At 40.7% G+C, this 19,434-nt stretch carries 17 protein-coding genes and 5 pseudogenes; 12 read left to right on the plus strand and 10 right to left on the minus strand.

Annotated elements, in window-relative coordinates; translation table 11 throughout:
* Nucleotides 1-234: pseudogene (locus tag BJN41_RS05020) on the minus strand (IS6 family transposase); the annotation flags it as partial.
* A gap of 96 nt (nucleotides 235-330) precedes the next feature.
* Here BJN41_RS05020 and BJN41_RS14655 point away from each other — a divergent pair.
* A pseudogene (locus BJN41_RS14655) lies at nucleotides 331-624 on the plus strand (IS5/IS1182 family transposase); the annotation flags it as partial.
* A gap of 131 nt (nucleotides 625-755) precedes the next feature.
* Here BJN41_RS14655 and BJN41_RS05025 read toward each other — a convergent pair.
* The 7 genes from BJN41_RS05025 to cadR form a co-directional block, all read right to left on the minus strand.
* Entirely contained in the window at nucleotides 756-956 is a 201-nt protein-coding gene (locus tag BJN41_RS05025; protein WP_004665980.1) for a hypothetical protein, read from the minus strand.
* Between the two features lie 203 nt (nucleotides 957-1,159).
* Complete coding sequence (locus BJN41_RS05030) at nucleotides 1,160-2,059, minus strand: cation diffusion facilitator family transporter (protein WP_004733183.1); 900 nt, start codon at nucleotides 2,057-2,059, stop codon at nucleotides 1,160-1,162.
* Between the two features lie 86 nt (nucleotides 2,060-2,145).
* Nucleotides 2,146-5,304, minus strand: a complete 3,159-nt coding sequence (locus tag BJN41_RS05035; protein ID WP_005180693.1) for an efflux RND transporter permease subunit — start codon at nucleotides 5,302-5,304, stop codon at nucleotides 2,146-2,148.
* Nucleotides 5,294-6,529 (minus strand): efflux RND transporter periplasmic adaptor subunit, encoded by a 1,236-nt coding sequence (locus tag BJN41_RS05040; RefSeq protein WP_005180694.1) that lies wholly within the window; start codon nucleotides 6,527-6,529, stop codon nucleotides 5,294-5,296. Before BJN41_RS05040 ends, BJN41_RS05035 begins: the two co-directional genes overlap by 11 nt.
* 1 nt (nucleotide 6,530) lies before the next feature.
* Nucleotides 6,531-7,898, minus strand: coding sequence for a TolC family protein (locus BJN41_RS05045; RefSeq protein WP_070153873.1), 1,368 nt, complete (start codon nucleotides 7,896-7,898; stop codon nucleotides 6,531-6,533).
* A gap of 49 nt (nucleotides 7,899-7,947) precedes the next feature.
* On the minus strand, nucleotides 7,948-8,358 hold the full coding sequence (locus tag BJN41_RS05050) for a hypothetical protein (RefSeq protein WP_004733191.1): 411 nt from the start codon (nucleotides 8,356-8,358) through the stop codon (nucleotides 7,948-7,950).
* A gap of 142 nt (nucleotides 8,359-8,500) precedes the next feature.
* A complete protein-coding gene (gene cadR / locus BJN41_RS05055) occupies nucleotides 8,501-8,893 on the minus strand; it encodes a Cd(II)/Pb(II)-responsive transcriptional regulator (protein WP_005180702.1) in 393 nt (130 codons plus the stop codon).
* A 90-nt stretch (nucleotides 8,894-8,983) separates the two neighbouring features.
* Between cadR and BJN41_RS05060 the strand changes: the two genes are divergently transcribed.
* The 6 genes and pseudogenes from BJN41_RS05060 to BJN41_RS05080 form a co-directional block, all read left to right on the plus strand.
* The gene (locus tag BJN41_RS05060; RefSeq protein WP_070153973.1) at nucleotides 8,984-10,264 is read left to right on the plus strand and encodes a cation transporter; all 1,281 of its coding nucleotides are present in this window, start codon (nucleotides 8,984-8,986) and stop codon (nucleotides 10,262-10,264) included.
* Between the two features lie 11 nt (nucleotides 10,265-10,275).
* Complete coding sequence (locus BJN41_RS05065; protein WP_004665962.1) at nucleotides 10,276-10,536, plus strand: FeoA family protein; 261 nt, start codon at nucleotides 10,276-10,278, stop codon at nucleotides 10,534-10,536.
* A pseudogene (locus tag BJN41_RS14660) lies at nucleotides 10,526-10,663 on the plus strand (FeoB small GTPase domain-containing protein); the annotation flags it as partial. The gene BJN41_RS05065 and the pseudogene BJN41_RS14660, both read left to right, overlap by 11 nt.
* Nucleotides 10,664-10,726: 63 nt before the next feature.
* Nucleotides 10,727-10,969 (plus strand): annotated as a pseudogene (locus BJN41_RS15115) (IS6 family transposase); the annotation flags it as partial.
* Nucleotides 10,970-11,026: 57 nt separating this feature from the next.
* On the plus strand, nucleotides 11,027-11,731 hold the full coding sequence (locus BJN41_RS05075; protein WP_001067784.1) for an IS6-like element IS1006 family transposase: 705 nt from the start codon (nucleotides 11,027-11,029) through the stop codon (nucleotides 11,729-11,731).
* A gap of 54 nt (nucleotides 11,732-11,785) precedes the next feature.
* Nucleotides 11,786-12,031: pseudogene (locus tag BJN41_RS05080) on the plus strand (DDE-type integrase/transposase/recombinase); the annotation flags it as partial.
* Between the two features lie 189 nt (nucleotides 12,032-12,220).
* On the opposite strand, the gene BJN41_RS05085 reads toward BJN41_RS05080, so the two are convergent.
* Nucleotides 12,221-13,102, minus strand: coding sequence for a copper resistance D family protein (locus BJN41_RS05085; RefSeq protein WP_070153875.1), 882 nt, complete (start codon nucleotides 13,100-13,102; stop codon nucleotides 12,221-12,223).
* A 64-nt stretch (nucleotides 13,103-13,166) separates the two neighbouring features.
* Nucleotides 13,167-13,547 (minus strand): copper resistance protein CopC, encoded by a 381-nt coding sequence (locus BJN41_RS05090; protein ID WP_070153877.1) that lies wholly within the window; start codon nucleotides 13,545-13,547, stop codon nucleotides 13,167-13,169.
* An 831-nt stretch (nucleotides 13,548-14,378) separates the two neighbouring features.
* Between BJN41_RS05090 and BJN41_RS05095 the strand changes: the two genes are divergently transcribed.
* Genes BJN41_RS05095 through BJN41_RS05115 form a run of 5 tightly spaced genes read left to right on the plus strand, consistent with a single transcriptional unit; the run spans nucleotide 14,379 to nucleotide 19,425 of the window.
* Nucleotides 14,379-14,810 (plus strand): hypothetical protein, encoded by a 432-nt coding sequence (locus BJN41_RS05095; RefSeq protein ID WP_070153879.1) that lies wholly within the window; start codon nucleotides 14,379-14,381, stop codon nucleotides 14,808-14,810.
* A 28-nt stretch (nucleotides 14,811-14,838) separates the two neighbouring features.
* Nucleotides 14,839-15,111: a DUF2933 domain-containing protein gene (locus BJN41_RS05100; RefSeq protein ID WP_004755892.1), complete on the plus strand. Its 273-nt coding sequence runs from the start codon at nucleotides 14,839-14,841 to the stop codon at nucleotides 15,109-15,111.
* Nucleotides 15,108-15,758, plus strand: a complete 651-nt coding sequence (locus tag BJN41_RS05105; RefSeq protein WP_004663997.1) for a methyltransferase family protein — start codon at nucleotides 15,108-15,110, stop codon at nucleotides 15,756-15,758. The genes BJN41_RS05100 and BJN41_RS05105 overlap by 4 nt, the downstream gene beginning before the upstream one ends.
* Before the next feature lie 11 nt (nucleotides 15,759-15,769).
* Nucleotides 15,770-18,145, plus strand: a complete 2,376-nt coding sequence (locus BJN41_RS05110) for a heavy metal translocating P-type ATPase (protein WP_070153880.1) — start codon at nucleotides 15,770-15,772, stop codon at nucleotides 18,143-18,145.
* Nucleotides 18,142-19,425: an MgtC/SapB family protein gene (locus BJN41_RS05115; RefSeq protein WP_005105856.1), complete on the plus strand. Its 1,284-nt coding sequence runs from the start codon at nucleotides 18,142-18,144 to the stop codon at nucleotides 19,423-19,425. The genes BJN41_RS05110 and BJN41_RS05115 overlap by 4 nt, the downstream gene beginning before the upstream one ends.
* Nucleotides 19,426-19,434 lie beyond the last annotated feature (9 nt).

A 19,434-nucleotide genomic window follows, 5' to 3' on the forward strand; every position in this document is an offset into this window, starting at 1 on the left:
ATCAATATGCCACGAGCTCAGATCTGTAGGATTACGCCAATACCAGCGTAAACGTTTTTCTATTTCAGGAGCATAACGTTGAACCCAACGGTAAATAGTCGTGTGATCAACATTCACACCCCGTTCGGCCAGCATTTCCTGCAGTTCACGATAGCTAATGCCATATTTACAATACCAGCGCACAGCCCAAAGAATGATTTCGCCCTGAAAATGCCGACCATGGAAAGGATTCATATGCTGCACCTTTAGCTAAAACAGTCTTCAGCTTACCATTCGTGGTTATTTGCAACAGTGCCCTTCAGCTTACCATTCGTGGTTATTTGCAACAGTGCCGTAATTCCACCCAGGAAGAATGCCAAGCCCTGGAAAGATTCTAAAATCAGTTCAATAGAACGAAATGAGTTACTTCAAACGGTTAAGCATTTAGGCAGAACCCTATGGAAAAAATGGTCGGGCTATCACCGTCGCAGTTTGGTGGAAACCAAGATGCATTGCATCAAATTATTAGGAGATAAGCTGACGGCAAGACATTTTCAAAGTCAGGTCAATGAAGTTCATGCGCGTGTGGCAGTTCTGAATAGATTTACGGAATTAGGTAGACCTCACACCCAAGTTGTCACTTAAATTTGAATGGATTGGGGAAAACTCAGCTTTTGAATGTTTATGCAACAAAGCCGGTTTTAGTTATAAACTTATTCATTCAGGAATTATATTGCTGAATGAATAAGTCTAATTGATTTATTTATGCAACCCAACTATTCATTTGATTCATTTGATTCATTTGATTCATTTGATTCATTATTTTTAACTTGTTTTTGTTTAGAATTTTCAACTTTAGAAGCTTTTAAATTCTTTTCAAGAAATAACAAGCCGCCATCTGCATAACTAAAACTTGCGATACTAAAGAATGCACTAATTAACAGTAATTTAGTACAAAATTTATTTTTGAATAGCATGTTTATTTACTCTCATTTAATACTTGTTAGATATTCTAACTTTAAAGAATTAACACCCAGAGGACTCATAAATTACATTCTTGTAATTTTAAAATGTCTCAGGATGGTGTTTAAAGTGCGTGTGATAAATAGAAGTGTAATACAGGAAAATGGTAAGGTTTATCAGCCTAGTCATCTGTCCATTATGTAGAAAGAGCAGCACTTTAATGTTTATGCTGTTCCAATGTATTACATTCCTTACTTTCTATTTGTAACGTAATTTCAGTAATATTATGATTATGTTTTAGAACTTCTAAGGCCTTTTGATAGAGTTGATCTGTATTGCTATTCGGAGCAACCAAATGAGCAGTTAAATGAATATTTTTTGAGGATATAGCCCAGACTTTCAACTGATGAATCCCTTCAACGCCCTCTAGCTTCAATAAATCATTTCTTAACGACTCAATATCAATCTCATCAGGAACTCCTTCAAGCAGAATATTAATACTTTGTTTTAATAAAATCCAAGTTCGAGGTAAGACCCAGAAGCCAATTAACACAGCGATTACGGTATCAACCCACATCCACTGGGTAAAATAAATAACTATTCCTCCGATAATCACGCCTATCGATCCTAGAGCATCACTAAGAACTTCTAAATATGCACCTTTTATATTTAGACTTCCTTCAGCACTAGCAGAAAGGATTTTCATTGAAATCAAATTTACGACCAAACCAATGACCGCGACAATCATCATTTCAACACTTTGAATTTCAGCAGGGTTCGTAAAACGTTGATAAGCTTCATATACAATATATATTGCTACCACAAAAAGCATCACCGCATTAAACAGAGCCGCTAAAATTTCAAATCGCTGATAGCCAAAAGTTCTTTTATCATCTGCGGCTTTTTTACCAATTTTGATAGCGGCAAGAGCAATAGCTAAAGCGGCTACATCAGTAAACATATGAGCTGCATCAGATAACAAAGCCAAACTTTGGGTAATAAAAGCAGCGACAACTTCTACTATTAAAAAAGTAGTCGTTAAACCTAAGGCAACCATTAACTTCTTACTATTTTCTTCAGTAACAACCGCATGGCTATGATCATGATGTTCTGACATAAAATATTTTCCTTATTCTATTTATGATGAGCAGAGATATTGGATAACAGCCAATATCTCTGCTGTAAATCGACTAATCTATTGGATTAAGAAACTTTCTTTTCATTCATCCAGCGGTACAGTACGGGCAATAAAACCAATGTAAGCAGGGTAGAGGAGATAATTCCTCCAATAACCACTGTTGCTAAAGGTCTCTGTACTTCTGCCCCAGTTCCGGTTGCCAAAGCCATCGGGACAAACCCAAGGGACGCCACACAAGCGGTCATCAGCACAGGTCTAAGACGCAAAATTGCACCCTGCCACGTTGCATAATAAAGGTCATATTGTTGTCGCAACTCTTTGATAAAGGTGAGCATGACTAAGCCATTCAGTACAGCCACCCCCGATAGTGCAATGAAGCCAACCCCTGCTGACATGGATAATGGAATGTCACGCAACCACAACGCGATTAAGCCTCCACATAAGGCAAACGGTACACCACTAAAGACCAGTAAGCTTTCTTTGATATTATGGAATACAGCCATCAATAAAATAAAGATCGTCAACAATGCGAGCGGAACCACCAATTGCATACGCGCTTTTGCAGACATCAGATTTTGAAATTGACCGCCATAATCTATCCAATAACCGCTTGGTAATTCCTGTTTGGATAACGTGCTCTGAAGCTCTGTTACGAATGAGCCTAAATCACGTCCTTCTACATTTGCAGTAATAACCACTCGACGTTTACCATTTTCACGGCTGACCTGATTAATACCCAGGATATTTTCAACGCGTGCCACATCTTGCAGTTGGACTAAACCACCATTCGGCAATTGAATAGGAAGTACCGCTAACTGTTCAGGACTACGCTGGGATTCATCTAGACGGATGACAAAATCAAAACGCTTGTCTCCCTGTAAAATTGTTCCAACATTCTGGCCACCGACACTTGTAGCTACCAGATCCTGAATTGCTCTTACCGACAAGCCATATTGTGCAGCTCTGGACTTATCCACCTCTACATTCAACAAGGGTAAGCCACTGGTCTGTTCTACATTAACGGCTGTCGCGCCTGAAATTGAGTTAATTTTTTGAGAAATTTTATTCGCTTCGCGATTTAGAATCTCCATGTCATCACCAAATAATTTGACACCCACATCACTTCGCACCCCTGAAATTAACTCGTTAAAGCGCAGTTCAATGGGTTGCGAGAACTCACTGTTATTTCCCGGCAATGTCGCTAAGAAAGTAATCATTCTTTGGCGAAGCTCATCAATCGTTTGTTTTGGATCAGGCCATTCATCATGAGGTTTTAACAGTACCACGCCATCTGAAATGTTGGGTGGCATAACATCTGTGGCCACTTCTGCTGTACCGGTACGGGCAAAGATCGCTTTAATTTCAGGAAATTCTTTCAACAGTAACTTTTCAGTATTTTCCTGCATTCTCAGTGACTGTTCTAACCCTGTACTTGGGGAACGCATTTGCTGAACAGCAAAATCACCTTCACCCAGTTGAGGTGCAAACTCGCTACCTGTTTGAGTGGCTAGCACGCCCGTAAGCACTAAAATACAGGCAGCCACAATAGTCACAAATAAACGAAGCTCATAGGCTTTATCTAAAAGCAGTTCATATTTGGTTTTAAGCCAATGCATCCAGCGACTTTCGGTTTCCTTGACTTCTCCAGTGACAAATAGGGCAACTGCGGCTGGCACAAAAGTGACAGATAAAATCATGGCCCCAATTAAAGCCAGTACAACAGTCATTGCCATAGGATGGAAAAGTTTGGCTTCTACACCCGTCAGGGTAAAGATAGGTAGATAAACCACCAAAATAATTAACTGTCCAAAAATCAGAGGACGACGCGCCTGTTTTGCAGCCAAGAAGACTTCTTTAAATCTTTCAGAACGGCTAAGTAAACCACCTTTCAGCTTCTGAGCTTCTGCTAGCCGACGGATACAGTTTTCTACAATAACCACTGCACCATCAATAATAATACCGAAGTCCAGTGCCCCTAAACTCATCAGATTTGCACTAATCTTCTGCTCTGCCATTCCCGTCAAGGTAAACAGCATTGACAGTGGAATAACGCAAGCCGTGATCAGCGCAGCACGGAAATTACCTAGAAAGAGAAATAAAATAACAATGACGAGGATTGCACCCTCAATCAAATTTTTCTGAACGGTTTTGATCGCCCGATCAACCAAATGCGTACGGTCATACACAGTCTCAATCACCACACCTTTAGGTAGCGATTGCTGGATCGATTGCACCTTTTCATCAATGGCTTGAGCAACGGTACGGCTATTTTCTCCCATCATCATCATGGCAATACCCAATACAGTTTCTTCACCATTATAGGTTGCAGCCCCTGTTCTTAAGTCATGACCAATTGAGACATTGGCGACATCTGCCACCCGAATCGGATAGCCGTTTTTATTGGCAATACTGATGTTCTGGATATCTTCAATCGTGTTTAAAGTGCCGGGAACACGAACCGTTAGCTGTTGTCCATTTTTCTCAATATAGCCAGCACCACGGTTTTCATTATTCTCTGTTAAGGCAGTTTGTAAATCAGACAAAGGAATTTGCAATTGTTGCAATCGGTTCAGATCAGGGGCAACCACATAGGTTTTATTAAAGCCACCGATACTGTTGATCTCAGCAACGCCTTTTACGCGCTGTAATTGCGGTCTTACAATCCAATCCTGAATTTCACGTAAATCCATCGCCGAATAAGGGGTTCCATCCGGCTTTTTAGCATTTGGTTCGGCTTTAATCACCCATTGATAGATTTCACCTAAACCTGTCGAAATAGGTGACATGTTAGGTTGCACATCTTCAGGCATTTCTCCCATTGCTTCTTGCAAGCGCTGGTTGATAAGCTGTCTGGCCCAGTAAATATCCGTGCCATCTTCAAAAATGATGGTCACTTGCGATAAGCCGTAGCGTGAAATAGAACGGGTTTGTTCCATTTTCGGCATGCCTGACATGGCATTCTCGATTGGATATGTAATCCGCTGTTCCATTTCTAAAGCCGTAAAACCATTGGCTGAAGTGTTAATCTGCACCTGAGTATTGGTAATATCTGGTACAGCATCAATCGGTAACTTTTGATAACTATAAATACCAATAGCAATCCAGGCTGCAATAAACAGCATAATCCAAATGGCGTTATGGATAGAAAACTGGATCAGCCGATCAAACAGCCCTTCAGGTTTTACCGATTCGTGGTCTGGAATGTGAGGGCTTTTAGTGCTCATGTGAAGCCTCTCCTTTTTCCATCTCAGATTTCAGTAAGAAACTGCCTTGAGCTGCATATTTTTGTCCCTGATTAAGCCCATTTACCACTTCAATCCACTGGCTATCCCCAGACGATTGCCCTAATTTCACCGGTTGCGGACTGAATTCAACTTTCTGTCCATGCTGAATGGCGACAAAAACCACATCTTTTCCATCGACATTCTGAACTGCGGACTTAAGTACCCGTAATGCGGTACTTTCACTGCGTTGTTGCAACTGTACGTTTACCATCAAGTTTGGACGTAATTCGGTTGCATTCGATTCAACTTTTGCTCGCACCTGAAGACGGCCTGTTTGAATATCCGCTTCAGTATTTAAAGTCTGAATAACAGCCTGATAGACCTTTTCCGTTTGCAAGGATTTAAATTCGATCTTTTGATTCGGGGCTAAGCCCATAATTTCAGAATTTGGAACAATAAACTCAAGCCAGAGTTGATCTAACCGGTCTATCGTAAAGAGTTGATCGGCTAACTGAACATTTTCCCCGAGAACCAAATCCTTTTTACTGATCACGCCAGAAATGGGAGCTTTCAAAATATAGCGTCCGTTACTGGCATTCACTGCACCAAATGCACTTAAACGTGATTGGGCCGCTTGAACCTGAATTTGTGCCCGTTTATAGCTGTTATAAGCACGTTGATAGTCCTGTTTTGCTGAAATGCCCTGTGACCAAAGCTGACGCTCACGATCATAGTCTTGTTTCGCCAGTTCAAGGTTGGTTTGTTCAATTTTAAGATTGGCCTGCTGATCAACTAGATCAGGAACAAGCAACGCAGCCAAAGGCTGTCCTTTCTGAACTTTTTGACCGAGTTCTACATAGACATTTTCTACATGACCACTAAAACTCGGTGAGACGTGCGCTTGCTGGTCAGTATTCACATTCAGTTTGGCAGGATAAGAACTTAATTTAACCACCGGGCCTTGATCGACCGCTGATAATTGTATGCCCTGTTCCACCAGTTGCTTGGCAGTCAGGCTCACACCTTCTGCATGCTCTTCGGTTTCACCACCATGTTCTTCTCCCCCTTCTTCCTCGGCATGTTCATCTGATGTTTCAGATTTATTCTTACCCGTTAAGATCAAGAAAATACTGAGGAGTACGGTAGCGCCGATGACCAAACTAATCAGTAGGGGTTGAGAGATTTTTCCGCTCTGTTTTTTTAAGCTGTTTTTAAGATCGAACATGTTAATTTCCCCCACCAATGACAGGCATGGCCTGTATGTCTTGCCATAAATTTTGATTGATTTGTGCAATAGCATCTTTCGACATGACTTCACTTGGGCTAATGCCTAAGCTTAAACTTTCTGCTTCGATGGCCTTTTGCCAGCCCTCCCGTAACAACTGGACTTTACGTAGACGGATGTCTTGTAATTGAAGCGTGGCTTGCTGAACATCGGTTAAAGCAAACTTTCCTGCCAGAAAACCTTGTAAAGTTTTACTTTGAACTTGAGTCGCCAAAGGAATTTGAGTCTCGTCAACGACTTTGAATTGAAGCTCTAAACCCTGCAACTCGGTTAAGATCGTGCCTATTTGCAGCGCATTTTGCTTTAGATAAAAGTCTTTCTGACGCTCTAATAAGTTCATTTTTTCTTGCGCGATTTTTATGCCATTTTGCTGACGATCGAAAATATTGAGCGGTACACTGACTCCAACCACCAGTTGATTTTGTGTTGAGTTATCCAAGGATTGGGTGCGGTTAACGCCCAGGTTTAAAGTAGGATTAGGACGTGACTTTGCTTTCAGCTGATCAACCGTTGCTTGAGACTCTAACACCTGTAAAATCCGATATTTCTCAATGTAGTTATCCGCTAAATATTCTTGAACCTGCCCATGAGTCGATTTTGGCCAAAGCTTTTGCGAAGAGAGGTTTACCTTCAATGACTTATCAGAGGTTCCCCATAAATTTGATAATTGTTGGGTTGCCACTTGTACCTGTAAGTCGGCCTGTCTAAAAAGACGGATATTTTCAGCATGACTTAAACGTGCGCGATTCACATCTACTTGCGCGATACTGCCTGCATTAAAGCGCTTTTCGATTGCTTGAAGGTTTTCTTCGCTCACCCGAAGTTGTTCATTGACAATGTTTTTTTCAAGTTCGGCAATGGCCAGTTGCGACCATACATATTTCACTGCAAGCTCAATTTGTGCTTGATAAATCTTCTGTTTCAGCGCTGTTTTATCTATTGAGAGACTGGCTAATTTTTGGTTTGCTCTTCGCTCACCAAAAATATCCAAGGGTTGTGATATGCCAATGGTAAGCTCTTTTTCATTATTTGAACCAAATCCCGTTTGTTCAACTGACAGTTCAGGATTTTTAAACAGCTTACTTTGCTGAAGATTCGTGGCATTAATGCTGTTTTGCGTTTCCCAGAAATTTTGGGACGCTTGATATTGGTTAACCTGCTCAATAGCTTGCTGCAGCGTTAAATCTTGAGTACTGGCGACTACGGAAGTACTGAAGCTGATCATTGCAGATAGCAAGATACCGCTACCTAAGGCTGACCAGGATAAATTCAGGATGGAGGTATCCTGATGTAATTTGTTTTTTGACATGAAAATGCCCCACGCATAATGAAATTAGGAGTGGTGGGCTTTTATAAGACTACCCCACCAATAGTAGGGGCAAATCGGGAGGCGGGGTTAATTGATCCAGATAAGGGGGTTTATAAAAAGTTATTCCCAAATAAGTTGGGGTAATGCCGGTCTCAAAATTAGCTTTAAGCTTCAGATCATCGGGTGGGTCAATCTGAATCACGATTGTATTTGAGAAATGACTGCACTTTTCGTTAAAACAAACCTTCTGACAATAGTCATAGATTTCTTTATAGTTTTCTAGGGAATAAAGTGCTTGACGAGGACTATCACTCTTTTCGTCTAAATCGATTGGATTAGAGAGTATTGAATTGGGTATGTTTGGCATTTCATGCAGACAAGCAGCCTCTGCCACACTCCAAATATTCTGGAATGTGAATAAGAGTACCAATATCTGGATTAGAAATGTTTTTCTCTTCATACACAAATCTGTATTTAAAACACCAATCGGAAGCTGTCCAGATCTATCAAATATCTGATCACAGAATTTGAGTAACCTTAAACTTTTTGCAGCCTTAAGTAAAGATATACAGAATTTTTGAAAAAAGCATAGGTCTAGATAATCAAGCTAGATTTTTTAGAACTCCACATTGGTCAATTGTACATAAACCATCACAAGTATCTCTTAAATCAGATAATTGTTCAATAAGCTTTTGTTGCTTGATTATATTTTCTCTGATAGCACTGACATGTAAGTCAATTAATTCATTCACATCTGAACAATTTTTCTTGGGATTATCTTTATAGGTGAGTAATTGACGAATTTCATTCAAACTCATATTTAAAGTTCGGCAATTCAAAATAAACTTAATTCGCTCAACATAGCCTATATCGTAAAGGCGGTAATTTCCTTCCGTTCTTTCGGGTTCCGGAATTAAACCTTCCTTTTCATAAAACCTAATTGTTAATACTGAACATGAGGTTTTTTTAGAGAGTTCACCAATTTTTAAATGCATTGAGTTGGTATTTCCAAAAAATCTTGACTCTATAGTAACTATAGGGATTCTAATATTCAAAGTTTATAAATTTTTTTAATGGGTATAATTATGAGTGGTTGTGGATGTAGTAAAGAAACACCATGCGAAGATAAGAAATCTCAACAAGAAAATCATCCATCAATTGCAGAAGCAAGCAATTCAAAGAATTGTGATAATACGCCTAGCTGTTGTGGTGAAGAGGAAGAAGAAAAATCTTCATCTCCTTGCTGTAACACTTCAAACAGTTGTGAAGATACCGCTCAATCCTGTTGTGGTTCTGATCCCAAAGAAAATTTAAGCACTGAAAACGTTTTAAAAGATTCGCACTACATGAGTGAATACTTAGTTCCCAAAATGGATTGTTCTGCGGAAGAACAGATGGTTCGTATGGCGCTATCTTCAATTGATGGTGTTCAAAAACTCATCTTTGATTTACCTAACCGGTCTTTAAAGGTTCTACATAATCAAAAAGATGAAAATATAACTACCAAACTTGAAGCTTTGGGTTTTGGTGCAAAGCTTGTGAAGACTGAAACTTATATAAGCAATCAACAGGCTAAGCAAACAAGTACCTATACCATTCCTAAAATGGATTGCTCTGCTGAAGAGCAAATGGTCCGTATGGCTCTTGCAGATATTGAAGCAGTTAAAGGTCTTACTTTTGATCTTCCCAATCGAAAACTGAAAGTCTTCCATAATGAAGGGATTCAGCAAATTACGGCTAAACTCGAAGGACTGGGTTTTGGGGCGAAACTTGATGAAACACAGCTTTCTACAGGCGATATACCTAATGAACCTGATCCTGTGAGACAAGCTAAAGTACTTAAACTGTTATTAGGTATTAATGCTCTACTTTTCTTTATAGAATTCATCAGCGGTATTATTGCTGCGTCTACAGGATTGATTGCTGATTCTCTAGATATGTTTGCCGATGCAGCCGTTTATGGTATTGCGCTATATGCCGTCGGAAAAGCTGCGAAATATCAAATAAAAGCAGCCCATTTCGCAGGTTGGATTCAGTTATTACTTGCTGTTATCGTGATTGTTGATGTCATTAGACGATTCATGTTTGGAAGCGAGCCAGAATCAACGCTCATGATTGTTATTGGCCTGCTCGCACTTATAGCTAACGTGACATGCTTATATCTTATTTCTGGTCATCGAGAAGATGGCGCACATATGAAAGCCAGTTGGATTTTCTCGGCGAATGACGTTGTCGTAAATATGGGCGTTATATTTGCCGGTGTACTCGTGGCGTGGACGGGATCAGCTTACCCAGACTTAATCATTGGCATCCTGGTTTCTTTATTCGTGCTTAATGGTGCTCGAAAGATTTTGGCTTTGAAGTAAGAGTATCGAAAATGAATCTATTTCAAGTTAAACAAAATCAGATCGTCAAAATTAGAGATCTCAAAAAAGGTAATCAATACAGTCATACCACTGATCCCGTATTGGAACGGCTCCAACTATTAGGTTTTAGAGAGGGTGAAACTCTACAAGTACTCGCTAAAGGTGTTTTTGGCGGAGATCCTGTTTTAGTTCAAATTGAAACTTCAAGATTCGCATTAAGAAAGAATGAAGCTGAAAGAATTTTTGTAGAGTTAGTATCCAATGAAGATTAAGAACATTGCATTAGTCGGTAATCCAAATTGTGGAAAAACCTCTTTATTTAATACGCTTACTGGTACGCGACAAAAAGTTGCCAACTATGCTGGAGTTACCGTAGAAAGAAAAGAAGGTTCTTTTAAATGGCACTGTTGCAAATAACCACGAATGGTAAGCTGAAGACTGTTTTAGCTAAAGGTGCAGCATATGAATCCTTTCCATGGTCGGCATTTTCAGGGCGAAATCATTCTTTGGGCTGTGCGCTGGTATTGTAAATATGGCATTAGCTATCGTGAACTGCAGGAAATGCTGGCCGAACGGGGTGTGAATGTTGATCACACGACTATTTACCGTTGGGTTCAACGTTATGCTCCTGAAATAGAAAAACGTTTACGCTGGTATTGGCGTAATCCTACAGATCTGAGCTCGTGGCATATTGATGAANGGCACTGTTGCAAATAACCACGAATGGTAAGCTGAAGACTGTTTTAGCTAAAGGTGCAGCATATGAATCCTTTCCATGGTCGGCATTTTCAGGGCGAAATCATTCTTTGGGCTGTGCGCTGGTATTGTAAATATGGCATTAGCTATCGTGAACTGCAGGAAATGCTGGCCGAACGGGGTGTGAATGTTGATCACACGACTATTTACCGTTGGGTTCAACGTTATGCTCCTGAAATAGAAAAACGTTTACGCTGGTATTGGCGTAATCCTACAGATCTGAGCTCGTGGCATATTGATGAAACCTATGTAAAAGTGAATGGACGATGGTCTTATCTGTATCGTGCAGTCGATCAACGTGGCGATACCATTGATTTTTATCTTTCWTCTAGACGTAATACCAAATCAGCATATTGTTTTCTTGGAAAAATTTTAAATAATGTGAAGAAGTGGCAAATTCCACAAGTGATCAACACGGATAAAGCACCCACATATGGACGTGCTTTATCACGGTTAAAACGGGAAGGTAAATGTCCACCAGACCTTGAGCACAGGCAGATTAAGTATAAAAATAACGTGATTGAATGTGATCATGGCAAGCTAAAGCGGATCATCAGGGCCACATTAGGATTCAAATCTATGAAGACGGCTTATGCCACAATTAAAGGTATTGAAGTCATGCGTGCACTACGTAAAGGACAAGCATCGTCATTTTATTATGGTCAGCCTCAGGGTGAAGTGTGTCTAATCAACAGGGTTTTCGGTCTCTAAGTACTTTTTAAAGGGAACATCATCGACTCAAATCTCTATTTGCAACAGTGCCANGGTAAATGTCCACCAGACCTTGAGCACAGGCAGATTAAGTATAAAAATAACGTGATTGAATGTGATCATGGCAAGCTAAAGCGGATCATCAGGGCCACATTAGGATTCAAATCTATGAAGACGGCTTATGCCACAATTAAAGGTATTGAAGTCATGCGTGCACTACGTAAAGGACAAGCATCGTCATTTTATTATGGTCAGCCTCAGGGTGAAGTGTGTCTAATCAACAGGGTTTTCGGTCTCTAAGTACTTTTTAAAGGGAACATCATCGACTCAAATCTCTATTTGCAACAGTGCCATGTATAATGCCTCATGATGCGAGTTTACTGTTCTGATTGTCGTAAGCTGGCAGTCCAGTAGAAACTTTATTGCTCAGCTACAAAAGATAAATGCAGTAATGTAAAATTTCCTCAATTCCCTTATTTTGAAATTCTCTTATTCAATACCCACGACAGTGGTTATATAGCCTGTTGTTAATAGAATTGATAGACCTAATAACATCTCAAATAAAATGGCATGACTAAGGTGTTTAGCGAATTTAGGATGTTGAAGACGCGGGGTGAAATACCATTTGTTGAAGGCAGCTAAAAGTAGAATACTTATAACAAAAAACAATTTAACCATGAAACCATAGCCATATGCAGTATTGATTAAGGTATTAAAATCTTTAATTAAAAGAAGAGCTACACTAGCGCCACAGGCGATTAATATCCCAACAATGAAAGCAGCAATACGTCCAAATACATGCATGCGATCTTTTAAAGGTAAACCACTTATTTCCCGGCTGGTTTTCCATAACGGATATAAAGACCCCATCCATAACGACATAACTAGAATATGGATTGATAATAAAATTTGAGCAAGTAAGGTTAAATTAGCGACATGTCCGAGCTGGGAAAAACTAAAAATAATCGGGAGAAGTAAAACACAAAATATTGAACTTTCAATTATAGAAAACTGACCTTTGTTCCTGTTAACTTTAACCACCATGAGAAGAAGTAAAAGAGAAAAACTAATAGAACGAAGAACGTATATATACCCCGTCGGAGTATTAACCAATATATTAATATACGTGGGTTCCACCATCCCTGTAATACCAGTATTGGCAAAACTACCAATCAGAATAAAAAATCCCAAGGTACTGGAAATTAGGCCTAATCCAGCGCCAATTGTAATATATTTAAGAATCGATTCTTTTAGTTCAAGATATTGTCTAAGTAAAAAATAGCAAAAGGCTCCACCAACGACAAAAGCTAAACTTAAATATAAAATAACCTTAGTTAACCAAGTGGCCCACATCCAATATTCAGAAATCATTATTTTTGTCCATTCTAGAACAACATGCCAGCACCTCACTGACATGTTGAAAGGTAATCAATTCTTATTTAGTCGATTTGATAGTGAAACTATATTCACCATTCATGTTGTGGCCATCTTTCCCCATTGTTGTCCAGACAACGGTATATTTACCTTTTTTCAGTTTCGGAAGATCGACATTAAAGGATTTCTTTAAGTCATGAGTAACTTTATATTTTAAAGGAACATCTCTTCGCTGAGCATCCAGTAACTTAATATTCATCAACATAACCTCTGCACCAAAGTTAAGGGTCAAGTTCTTTGGTTGACTAAGGATAGATGCATTTTCCGCAGGAATCGCACTCACTAAACTCACATGAGCGAACGTAGTTGTAGTAGCCACAATCATCGTTGCAGCTACTACAACATTACGTAGAGCAGTCATTTTATTTTGAAATAATTTCATTTACGTTTCCTCTTGATTCGTTAGTTCATTAGAGATGACTTTATAAAATCTATATTTAATGAGACCACATCATCTCCTCTTATATTTCAATTATTAGTGAGAGACAGAAACAGAGCGATGACTTCAAAATTACATTTTTGTCATTTTTAAAATTTAAAATCTTTAACTATTAAAATAATCTTATTGAAAAATAATGATCATTTAACAAACAAATTATGTAGGTGGTTGATTTATGAAATGTAGTAATCATTTTATCTAAGAAAATAGTAGCTATTGGCTTTGTTGCATAAATATGTAAGCATCTGATTTAAATAAATTTAATTTTGGATCAAAAAATAATCAAAACTTCTAAAATCATATAGTTATGAAATCTTTGTGCAACAAAGCCCCTTCTATCTAATAAATATACCAATAAGCTTAATAATTAAATTATCCACCCTTTTTTCTATAAAAAACTATTTTGATCAACTGTATTTTTTCTTTAAAGGAATAACAGTGTAAATTACATTAAGAATGTGTCTCTAACTAGCCTTGGAGTCATCTAATCATTTCATTTTTATTTTTTTAAGCACATAAAATCATAACAACTTTAATAGTTTTAAAAGATTAATATTAAATAAAATTTTTGTCATCTCAGCATAGACTATATATTTCGAGAAGATCTCAAAATTACATTTTTGTCATTTTTAAAAATAATTAATTAATAGTGCTAAAATTTTTAAGAGAGACAGAGAATAACCAAAAATTTCATCAGTTTAGTAGTCAAATTCCTAGACTCTGTTCAGTACTAAAACATAGCTTTTACTTCCAAATTATTTAAAGGAAAAAATTATGATGAAATTCAAAAACATTTTTTTGGGCTTATGTATCGCAGCCGCGTCATTGAATACATTTGCACAGCAATCCGATGAACACAAAGATCACCACCCTGAAAAAACAGCACCATCTGCAGTAACAATTAAGCAAACAGTTACCAGCACCACTGCTACAGATAAAATGGCTGCAATGGATCAACACATGAAGGCGATGCAAGCCATGCATGAGAAGATGATGGCTGCAAAAACCCCACAAGAACGTCAAAAACTTATGGCTGAGCACATGAAACTCATGCAAGGAGGTATGAGCATGATGAAACAGATGAGCGGCCAAAGCATGAATGCAAATATGGCTGACCGTCAGCAAATGATGGAAAAACGTATGGACATGATGCAATCCATGATGCAGATGATGATGGACTGTATGCCTCCCTCCACAACTAAATAATTACCCATGAATTAGAGAGGGAAGCACCATGAACCATCAACCTCAAGAACATAATTCAGTACCTAACTTTTGGTCTACACGTTATGCCATCGGCCTATTCGTGATTGGTGGTGTGGCAGCCTATTTTCTCTTAACCGAGCATTTGGCCCATGTCGTTGGTGTTTTACCCTTTTTACTCCTTTTAGCATGCCCACTCATGCATATTTTTATGCATGGTGGTCATGGACATCACCATCATCAACAGAAAAATCCAGACACATCAGATAATAAAAAATCACGCGAACCAGGAGACCCCTCATGAATCATGCGGAATCGGCTTATGGTTTATGGACGCTGGTTATCATTAACTCAGCAGTTTTTATCATGTTCGCTTTCAGTTTTTTTAGACCTTCCACTGCGCGCGATTGGCGTACATTTGGGGCCTTTTCGGCTTTTATCATTGCTCTATTTGTCGAAATGTATGGTTTTCCTTTAACCATTTACCTGTTATCTGGTTGGCTTCAAACTCGCTTCCCTCAACTTGACTTACTTTCTCATAATGCAGGTCACTTGTGGTCAACGCTATTAGGTGAAAAAGGTGATCCACATTTTGGCATTTTGCATATCGCCAGTTACGTTTTCTTGGGCTATGGATTTTACCTGTTATCAACGTCATGGCACGTGCTGTACAACGCGCAACGTCAGCATTCTTTAGCGATCACAGGCCCTTATGCACGTATACGTCACCCACAATACGTGGCTTTTGTGATGATCTTGCTGGGTTTTTTATTGCAATGGCCAACTTTACTGACACTGATTATGTTTCCAATCCTACTCTTAATGTACAGCCGCTTGGCAATTAAGGAAGAGGCTGAAATGAGTAAACAATTTGGCGCTGTCTATGACAGCTATGCTCAACAGACTCCGAGATTTATTCCAAAATTCGGCCATAAAACCACTTTTCCATAAGAGAATTATTTATGTCAGATCAAAAAAATCATAACCAGGACCATATGGCACAGGCTACAACAGACGTACTGAAAGACCCAGTCTGTGGTATGACCGTCACTGAAGAATCGAAATACCATGAGGAATTTAAGGGGAAAACTTACTTTTTTTGCAGTGATAAATGTCAATCAAAGTTTCATAGCAGCCCGGTGCAATATATCGCTAAACCCGCAACGACGACTGCCGATGCACATACACAGCATCATCAGACTGTTCAACACGTTAATGCGGCAAGCACAACAGGTACGACCATCTATACATGCCYAATGCATCCAGAAATCAGGCAAGATCATCCTGGAAACTGTCCTAAATGCGGAATGACACTGGAGCCACTCATTCCTGAATTAGAGGAAGATGAGAATCCGGAGTTACGTGATTTCCGCCGACGCTTCTGGTGGACACTGCCATTGACCATCATCGTGACTTTTTTGGCGATGTTTGGTCATCAAATGAACCTGTTCAATATGGCTGTTCAGAGCTGGATTGAACTGGTGTTGTCACTCCCAATTGTACTTTGGGCAGGTTGGCCATTTTTTTCCCGGGGTTGGCAATCGGTTGTGAATCGCAGCCCGAACATGTGGACGCTGATTGGTTTGGGCACTGGAGCTGCATTTATTTATAGTGTGGTCGCAACCATTGCACCGCAAATCTTCCCAGACTCATTTATTTCCATGGGTCGTGTCGCTGTTTACTTTGAAGCTTCAGCGGTCATCATTTCATTGACCCTACTGGGACAAATATTGGAGTTAAAAGCACGTTCGCAAACTTCTGCTGCAATTAAGTCACTCCTTGGGCTCGCTCCTAAAACAGCTCGCCGAATCCTGCCTGATGGAACTGAAGAAGATGTTCCTCTAACGCATGTCCATGTAGGGGATTTACTCAGAATTCGCCCAGGTGAAAAAGTGCCTGTGGATGGTGTAATCACTGAAGGAAGTAGTTCAGTGGATGAATCGATGCTGACAGGTGAACCTTTACCTATCACTAAACGTATCGGCGATAAAGTCATTGGAGCTACCCTGAATACCAATGGTTCATTGATCATGCGTTCAGAGAAAATTGGTTCAAGTACCATGTTATCCCAGATCGTACAGATGGTGGCGCAAGCTCAACGATCGAGAGCACCAATGCAACGTATGGCTGATCAGGTAGCAGGTTGGTTCGTCATGGCTGTAGTGACCATTGCCTTGCTTACCTTCTTTGGATGGGGACTATTCGGCCCAGAAGAATCAAGCTGGGTTTATGCATTAATCAATGCTGTGGCAGTACTCATTATTGCCTGTCCTTGTGCACTAGGCTTGGCAACTCCAATGTCTATCATGGTTGCGACGGGTCAAGGTGCTACTCATGGTGTGCTGTTCCGTGATGCAGCAGCCATTGAGAATCTACGCAAGATTGACACACTAATCATCGATAAAACAGGTACGTTAACTGAAGGACGCCCTGTATTCGATCGTGTAGTTGCCGCATCAGATTTTGACGAATCTGAAGTATTACGTTTAGCCGCCAGTCTTGATCAAGGCAGTGAACACCCGCTAGCCGAAGCGATTGTAAACGCAGCACACGAACGTGGCCTGTCTCTTGAAACACCAGATAATTTTGAATCGGGCTCAGGGATTGGTGTTCGAGGTCAAGTGGGCGATCGTCAGTTAGCTTTGGGCAACACAGCACTGATGGAGCAATTGGGTATCTCGGTACAATCTCTGATTCCGCAAGCCGAAGAGCTGCGTTCGGAAGGTGCAAGTGTGATGCATCTAGCCATCAATGGTGAATTGGCCGGTCTGCTTGCAGTATCCGATCCCATCAAAAAAAATACCCCAGAAGCACTTGCCACCCTGAAGGAAGCGGGTCTACGTATCGTGATGGCAACAGGAGATGGTCTCACCACTGCCCGTTCAGTCGCAGCACGTCTAGGCATTGATGAGGTACATGGCGAAGTCAAACCCGCAGATAAACTAGAACTGGTCAGCAAATTGCAGAAGGAAGGTCGCATCGTGGCTATGGCTGGTGATGGCATCAATGATGCACCAGCCTTGGCTAAAGCTGATGTCGGTATCGCTATGGGAACCGGAACTGATGTTGCAATGAATAGTGCCCAAGTTACGCTGGTCAAGGGAGATTTACGAGGGATTGCTGTTGCCCGTTCACTTTCGGAAGCTACTGTCGGCAACATGAAACAGAACCTCATGTTTGCTTTCCTTTACAATGCTTTGGGTATCCCTATCGCGGCTGGCGTACTATATCCATTTACCGGTTGGTTGTTGTCACCGATGATTGCCGCCTTGGCTATGAGTTTGAGTTCAGCTTCAGTCATCACCAATGCCCTTCGCCTGCGAAATAAAAAGTTATGATAGAGAGTTCCTTTCTTCCACCAGATGTATCAGGGCTGGTTGCAGCACTCGCCATCGGCCTGCTCATTGGTTTAGAACGAGGATGGCAGGATCGAGAACTGCCAGAAGGCAGCCGAGTAGCAGGTCTACGTACCTTCACATTGACAGGATTGCTCGGAGGAGTGCTCGGTCATTTACAACCAAACTTCGGAGCTTGGCCGCTAGTTGCGGCCGTATTAGGGCTTTCCTTATTACTAACAGTGTCCTATGCTCGTACCGCAAAAATTTCCGGTAATTTAAGTGCTACCACAATTATTGCGATGCTGTTGACATTAGTTTTAGGTGCATATGCATCCCATGGCAATGTTACTTTAGCATTAACCGCGGCTGTAATCGTCGCTGTATTTTTGGATCTCAAGCCAACCTTACACGGTTGGCTACGCTTGATAGAGCATCGTGAATTAACCGCATCCCTGCAGTTGCTGGTACTTTCTGTCGTTATATTACCCTACTTACCCAATACGGGTCTGGGACCTTTTGCTGCATTAAATCCTTACCAGTTATGGTGGGCAGTGATCCTGATTGCCGGACTCTCTCTGGCAGGTCATTTTGCCATGCGGCTTACCGGTTCAGAAAGAGGCATATTCTGGACAGGTCTATTGGGTGGTTTGGCATCGTCTACAGCTGCAACTGTCGCACTGGCACGCTATACACGCCAGCACCCCGTCATGGTCAGTGCTGCTATTTCTGGAACATTGGCTGCCTGTGGCATCATGTTTTTTCGTATGGTTGTGCTGATAGGCGTCATTGAGCCAGCATTGCTAAGCACTTTTGGTGGTGCAATGATGATTGCGGGAATCCTTCTGCTGGGTATGGCATTGTGGAGACAACGCCAAATTACCAGCGCTGAAAACAACGATCGAACAATAGAAGCAATGGCTCCTTTTGATCTTGGGACAGCATTCAGCTTCGCTGCTTTCCTGGCTGTCATGGCAGTCTTGGTCCCGGCAGCAAAACAATGGTTGGGCACCAGCGGCATCTTCGTATTATCGACTATTTCTGGGCTAGCAGACGTAGATGCTATTTTAGTCTCACTTGCCCGCCTGCATAGTACTGAAGGCTTAACAACAAATGTGGCTGCTGTCGCGCTAGGGCTAGCCACACTGAGCAACATGTTAAGCAAAGCGACAATTGCATGGATGACAGGGGGGGCACAGTTTGGCCGAGCTATCATATTTGGCTACACAATTGCCATGATAGGTGCTGGCGTAGCTCTGGCTCTCAGTTTGAGCTTTATGTAAGGTCAACTC

The sequence above is a fragment of the Acinetobacter towneri genome (genome assembly GCF_001758345.1).
GTDB lineage: Bacteria > Pseudomonadota > Gammaproteobacteria > Pseudomonadales > Moraxellaceae > Acinetobacter > Acinetobacter towneri_A.

Bases quoted from the DNA above. Each gene is read 5' to 3' on its own strand.
- BJN41_RS05025 (WP_004665980.1), bottom strand. From the start codon at position 956: ATGCTATTCAAAAATAAATTTTGTACTAAATTACTGTTAATTAGTGCA.
- BJN41_RS05030 (WP_004733183.1), bottom strand. From the start codon at position 2,059: ATGTCAGAACATCATGATCATAGCCATGCGGTTGTTACTGAAGAAAAT.
- BJN41_RS05035 (WP_005180693.1), bottom strand. From the start codon at position 5,304: ATGAGCACTAAAAGCCCTCACATTCCAGACCACGAATCGGTAAAACCT.
- BJN41_RS05040 (WP_005180694.1), bottom strand. From the start codon at position 6,529: ATGTTCGATCTTAAAAACAGCTTAAAAAAACAGAGCGGAAAAATCTCT.
- BJN41_RS05045 (WP_070153873.1), bottom strand. From the start codon at position 7,898: ATGTCAAAAAACAAATTACATCAGGATACCTCCATCCTGAATTTATCC.
- BJN41_RS05050 (WP_004733191.1), bottom strand. From the start codon at position 8,358: ATGAAGAGAAAAACATTTCTAATCCAGATATTGGTACTCTTATTCACA.
- cadR (WP_005180702.1), bottom strand. From the start codon at position 8,893: ATGCATTTAAAAATTGGTGAACTCTCTAAAAAAACCTCATGTTCAGTA.
- BJN41_RS05060 (WP_070153973.1), top strand. From the start codon at position 8,984: ATGAGTGGTTGTGGATGTAGTAAAGAAACACCATGCGAAGATAAGAAA.
- BJN41_RS05065 (WP_004665962.1), top strand. From the start codon at position 10,276: ATGAATCTATTTCAAGTTAAACAAAATCAGATCGTCAAAATTAGAGAT.
- BJN41_RS05085 (WP_070153875.1), bottom strand. From the start codon at position 13,102: ATGATTTCTGAATATTGGATGTGGGCCACTTGGTTAACTAAGGTTATT.
- BJN41_RS05090 (WP_070153877.1), bottom strand. From the start codon at position 13,547: ATGAAATTATTTCAAAATAAAATGACTGCTCTACGTAATGTTGTAGTA.
- BJN41_RS05095 (WP_070153879.1), top strand. From the start codon at position 14,379: ATGATGAAATTCAAAAACATTTTTTTGGGCTTATGTATCGCAGCCGCG.
- BJN41_RS05100 (WP_004755892.1), top strand. From the start codon at position 14,839: ATGAACCATCAACCTCAAGAACATAATTCAGTACCTAACTTTTGGTCT.
- BJN41_RS05105 (WP_004663997.1), top strand. From the start codon at position 15,108: ATGAATCATGCGGAATCGGCTTATGGTTTATGGACGCTGGTTATCATT.
- BJN41_RS05115 (WP_005105856.1), top strand. From the start codon at position 18,142: ATGATAGAGAGTTCCTTTCTTCCACCAGATGTATCAGGGCTGGTTGCA.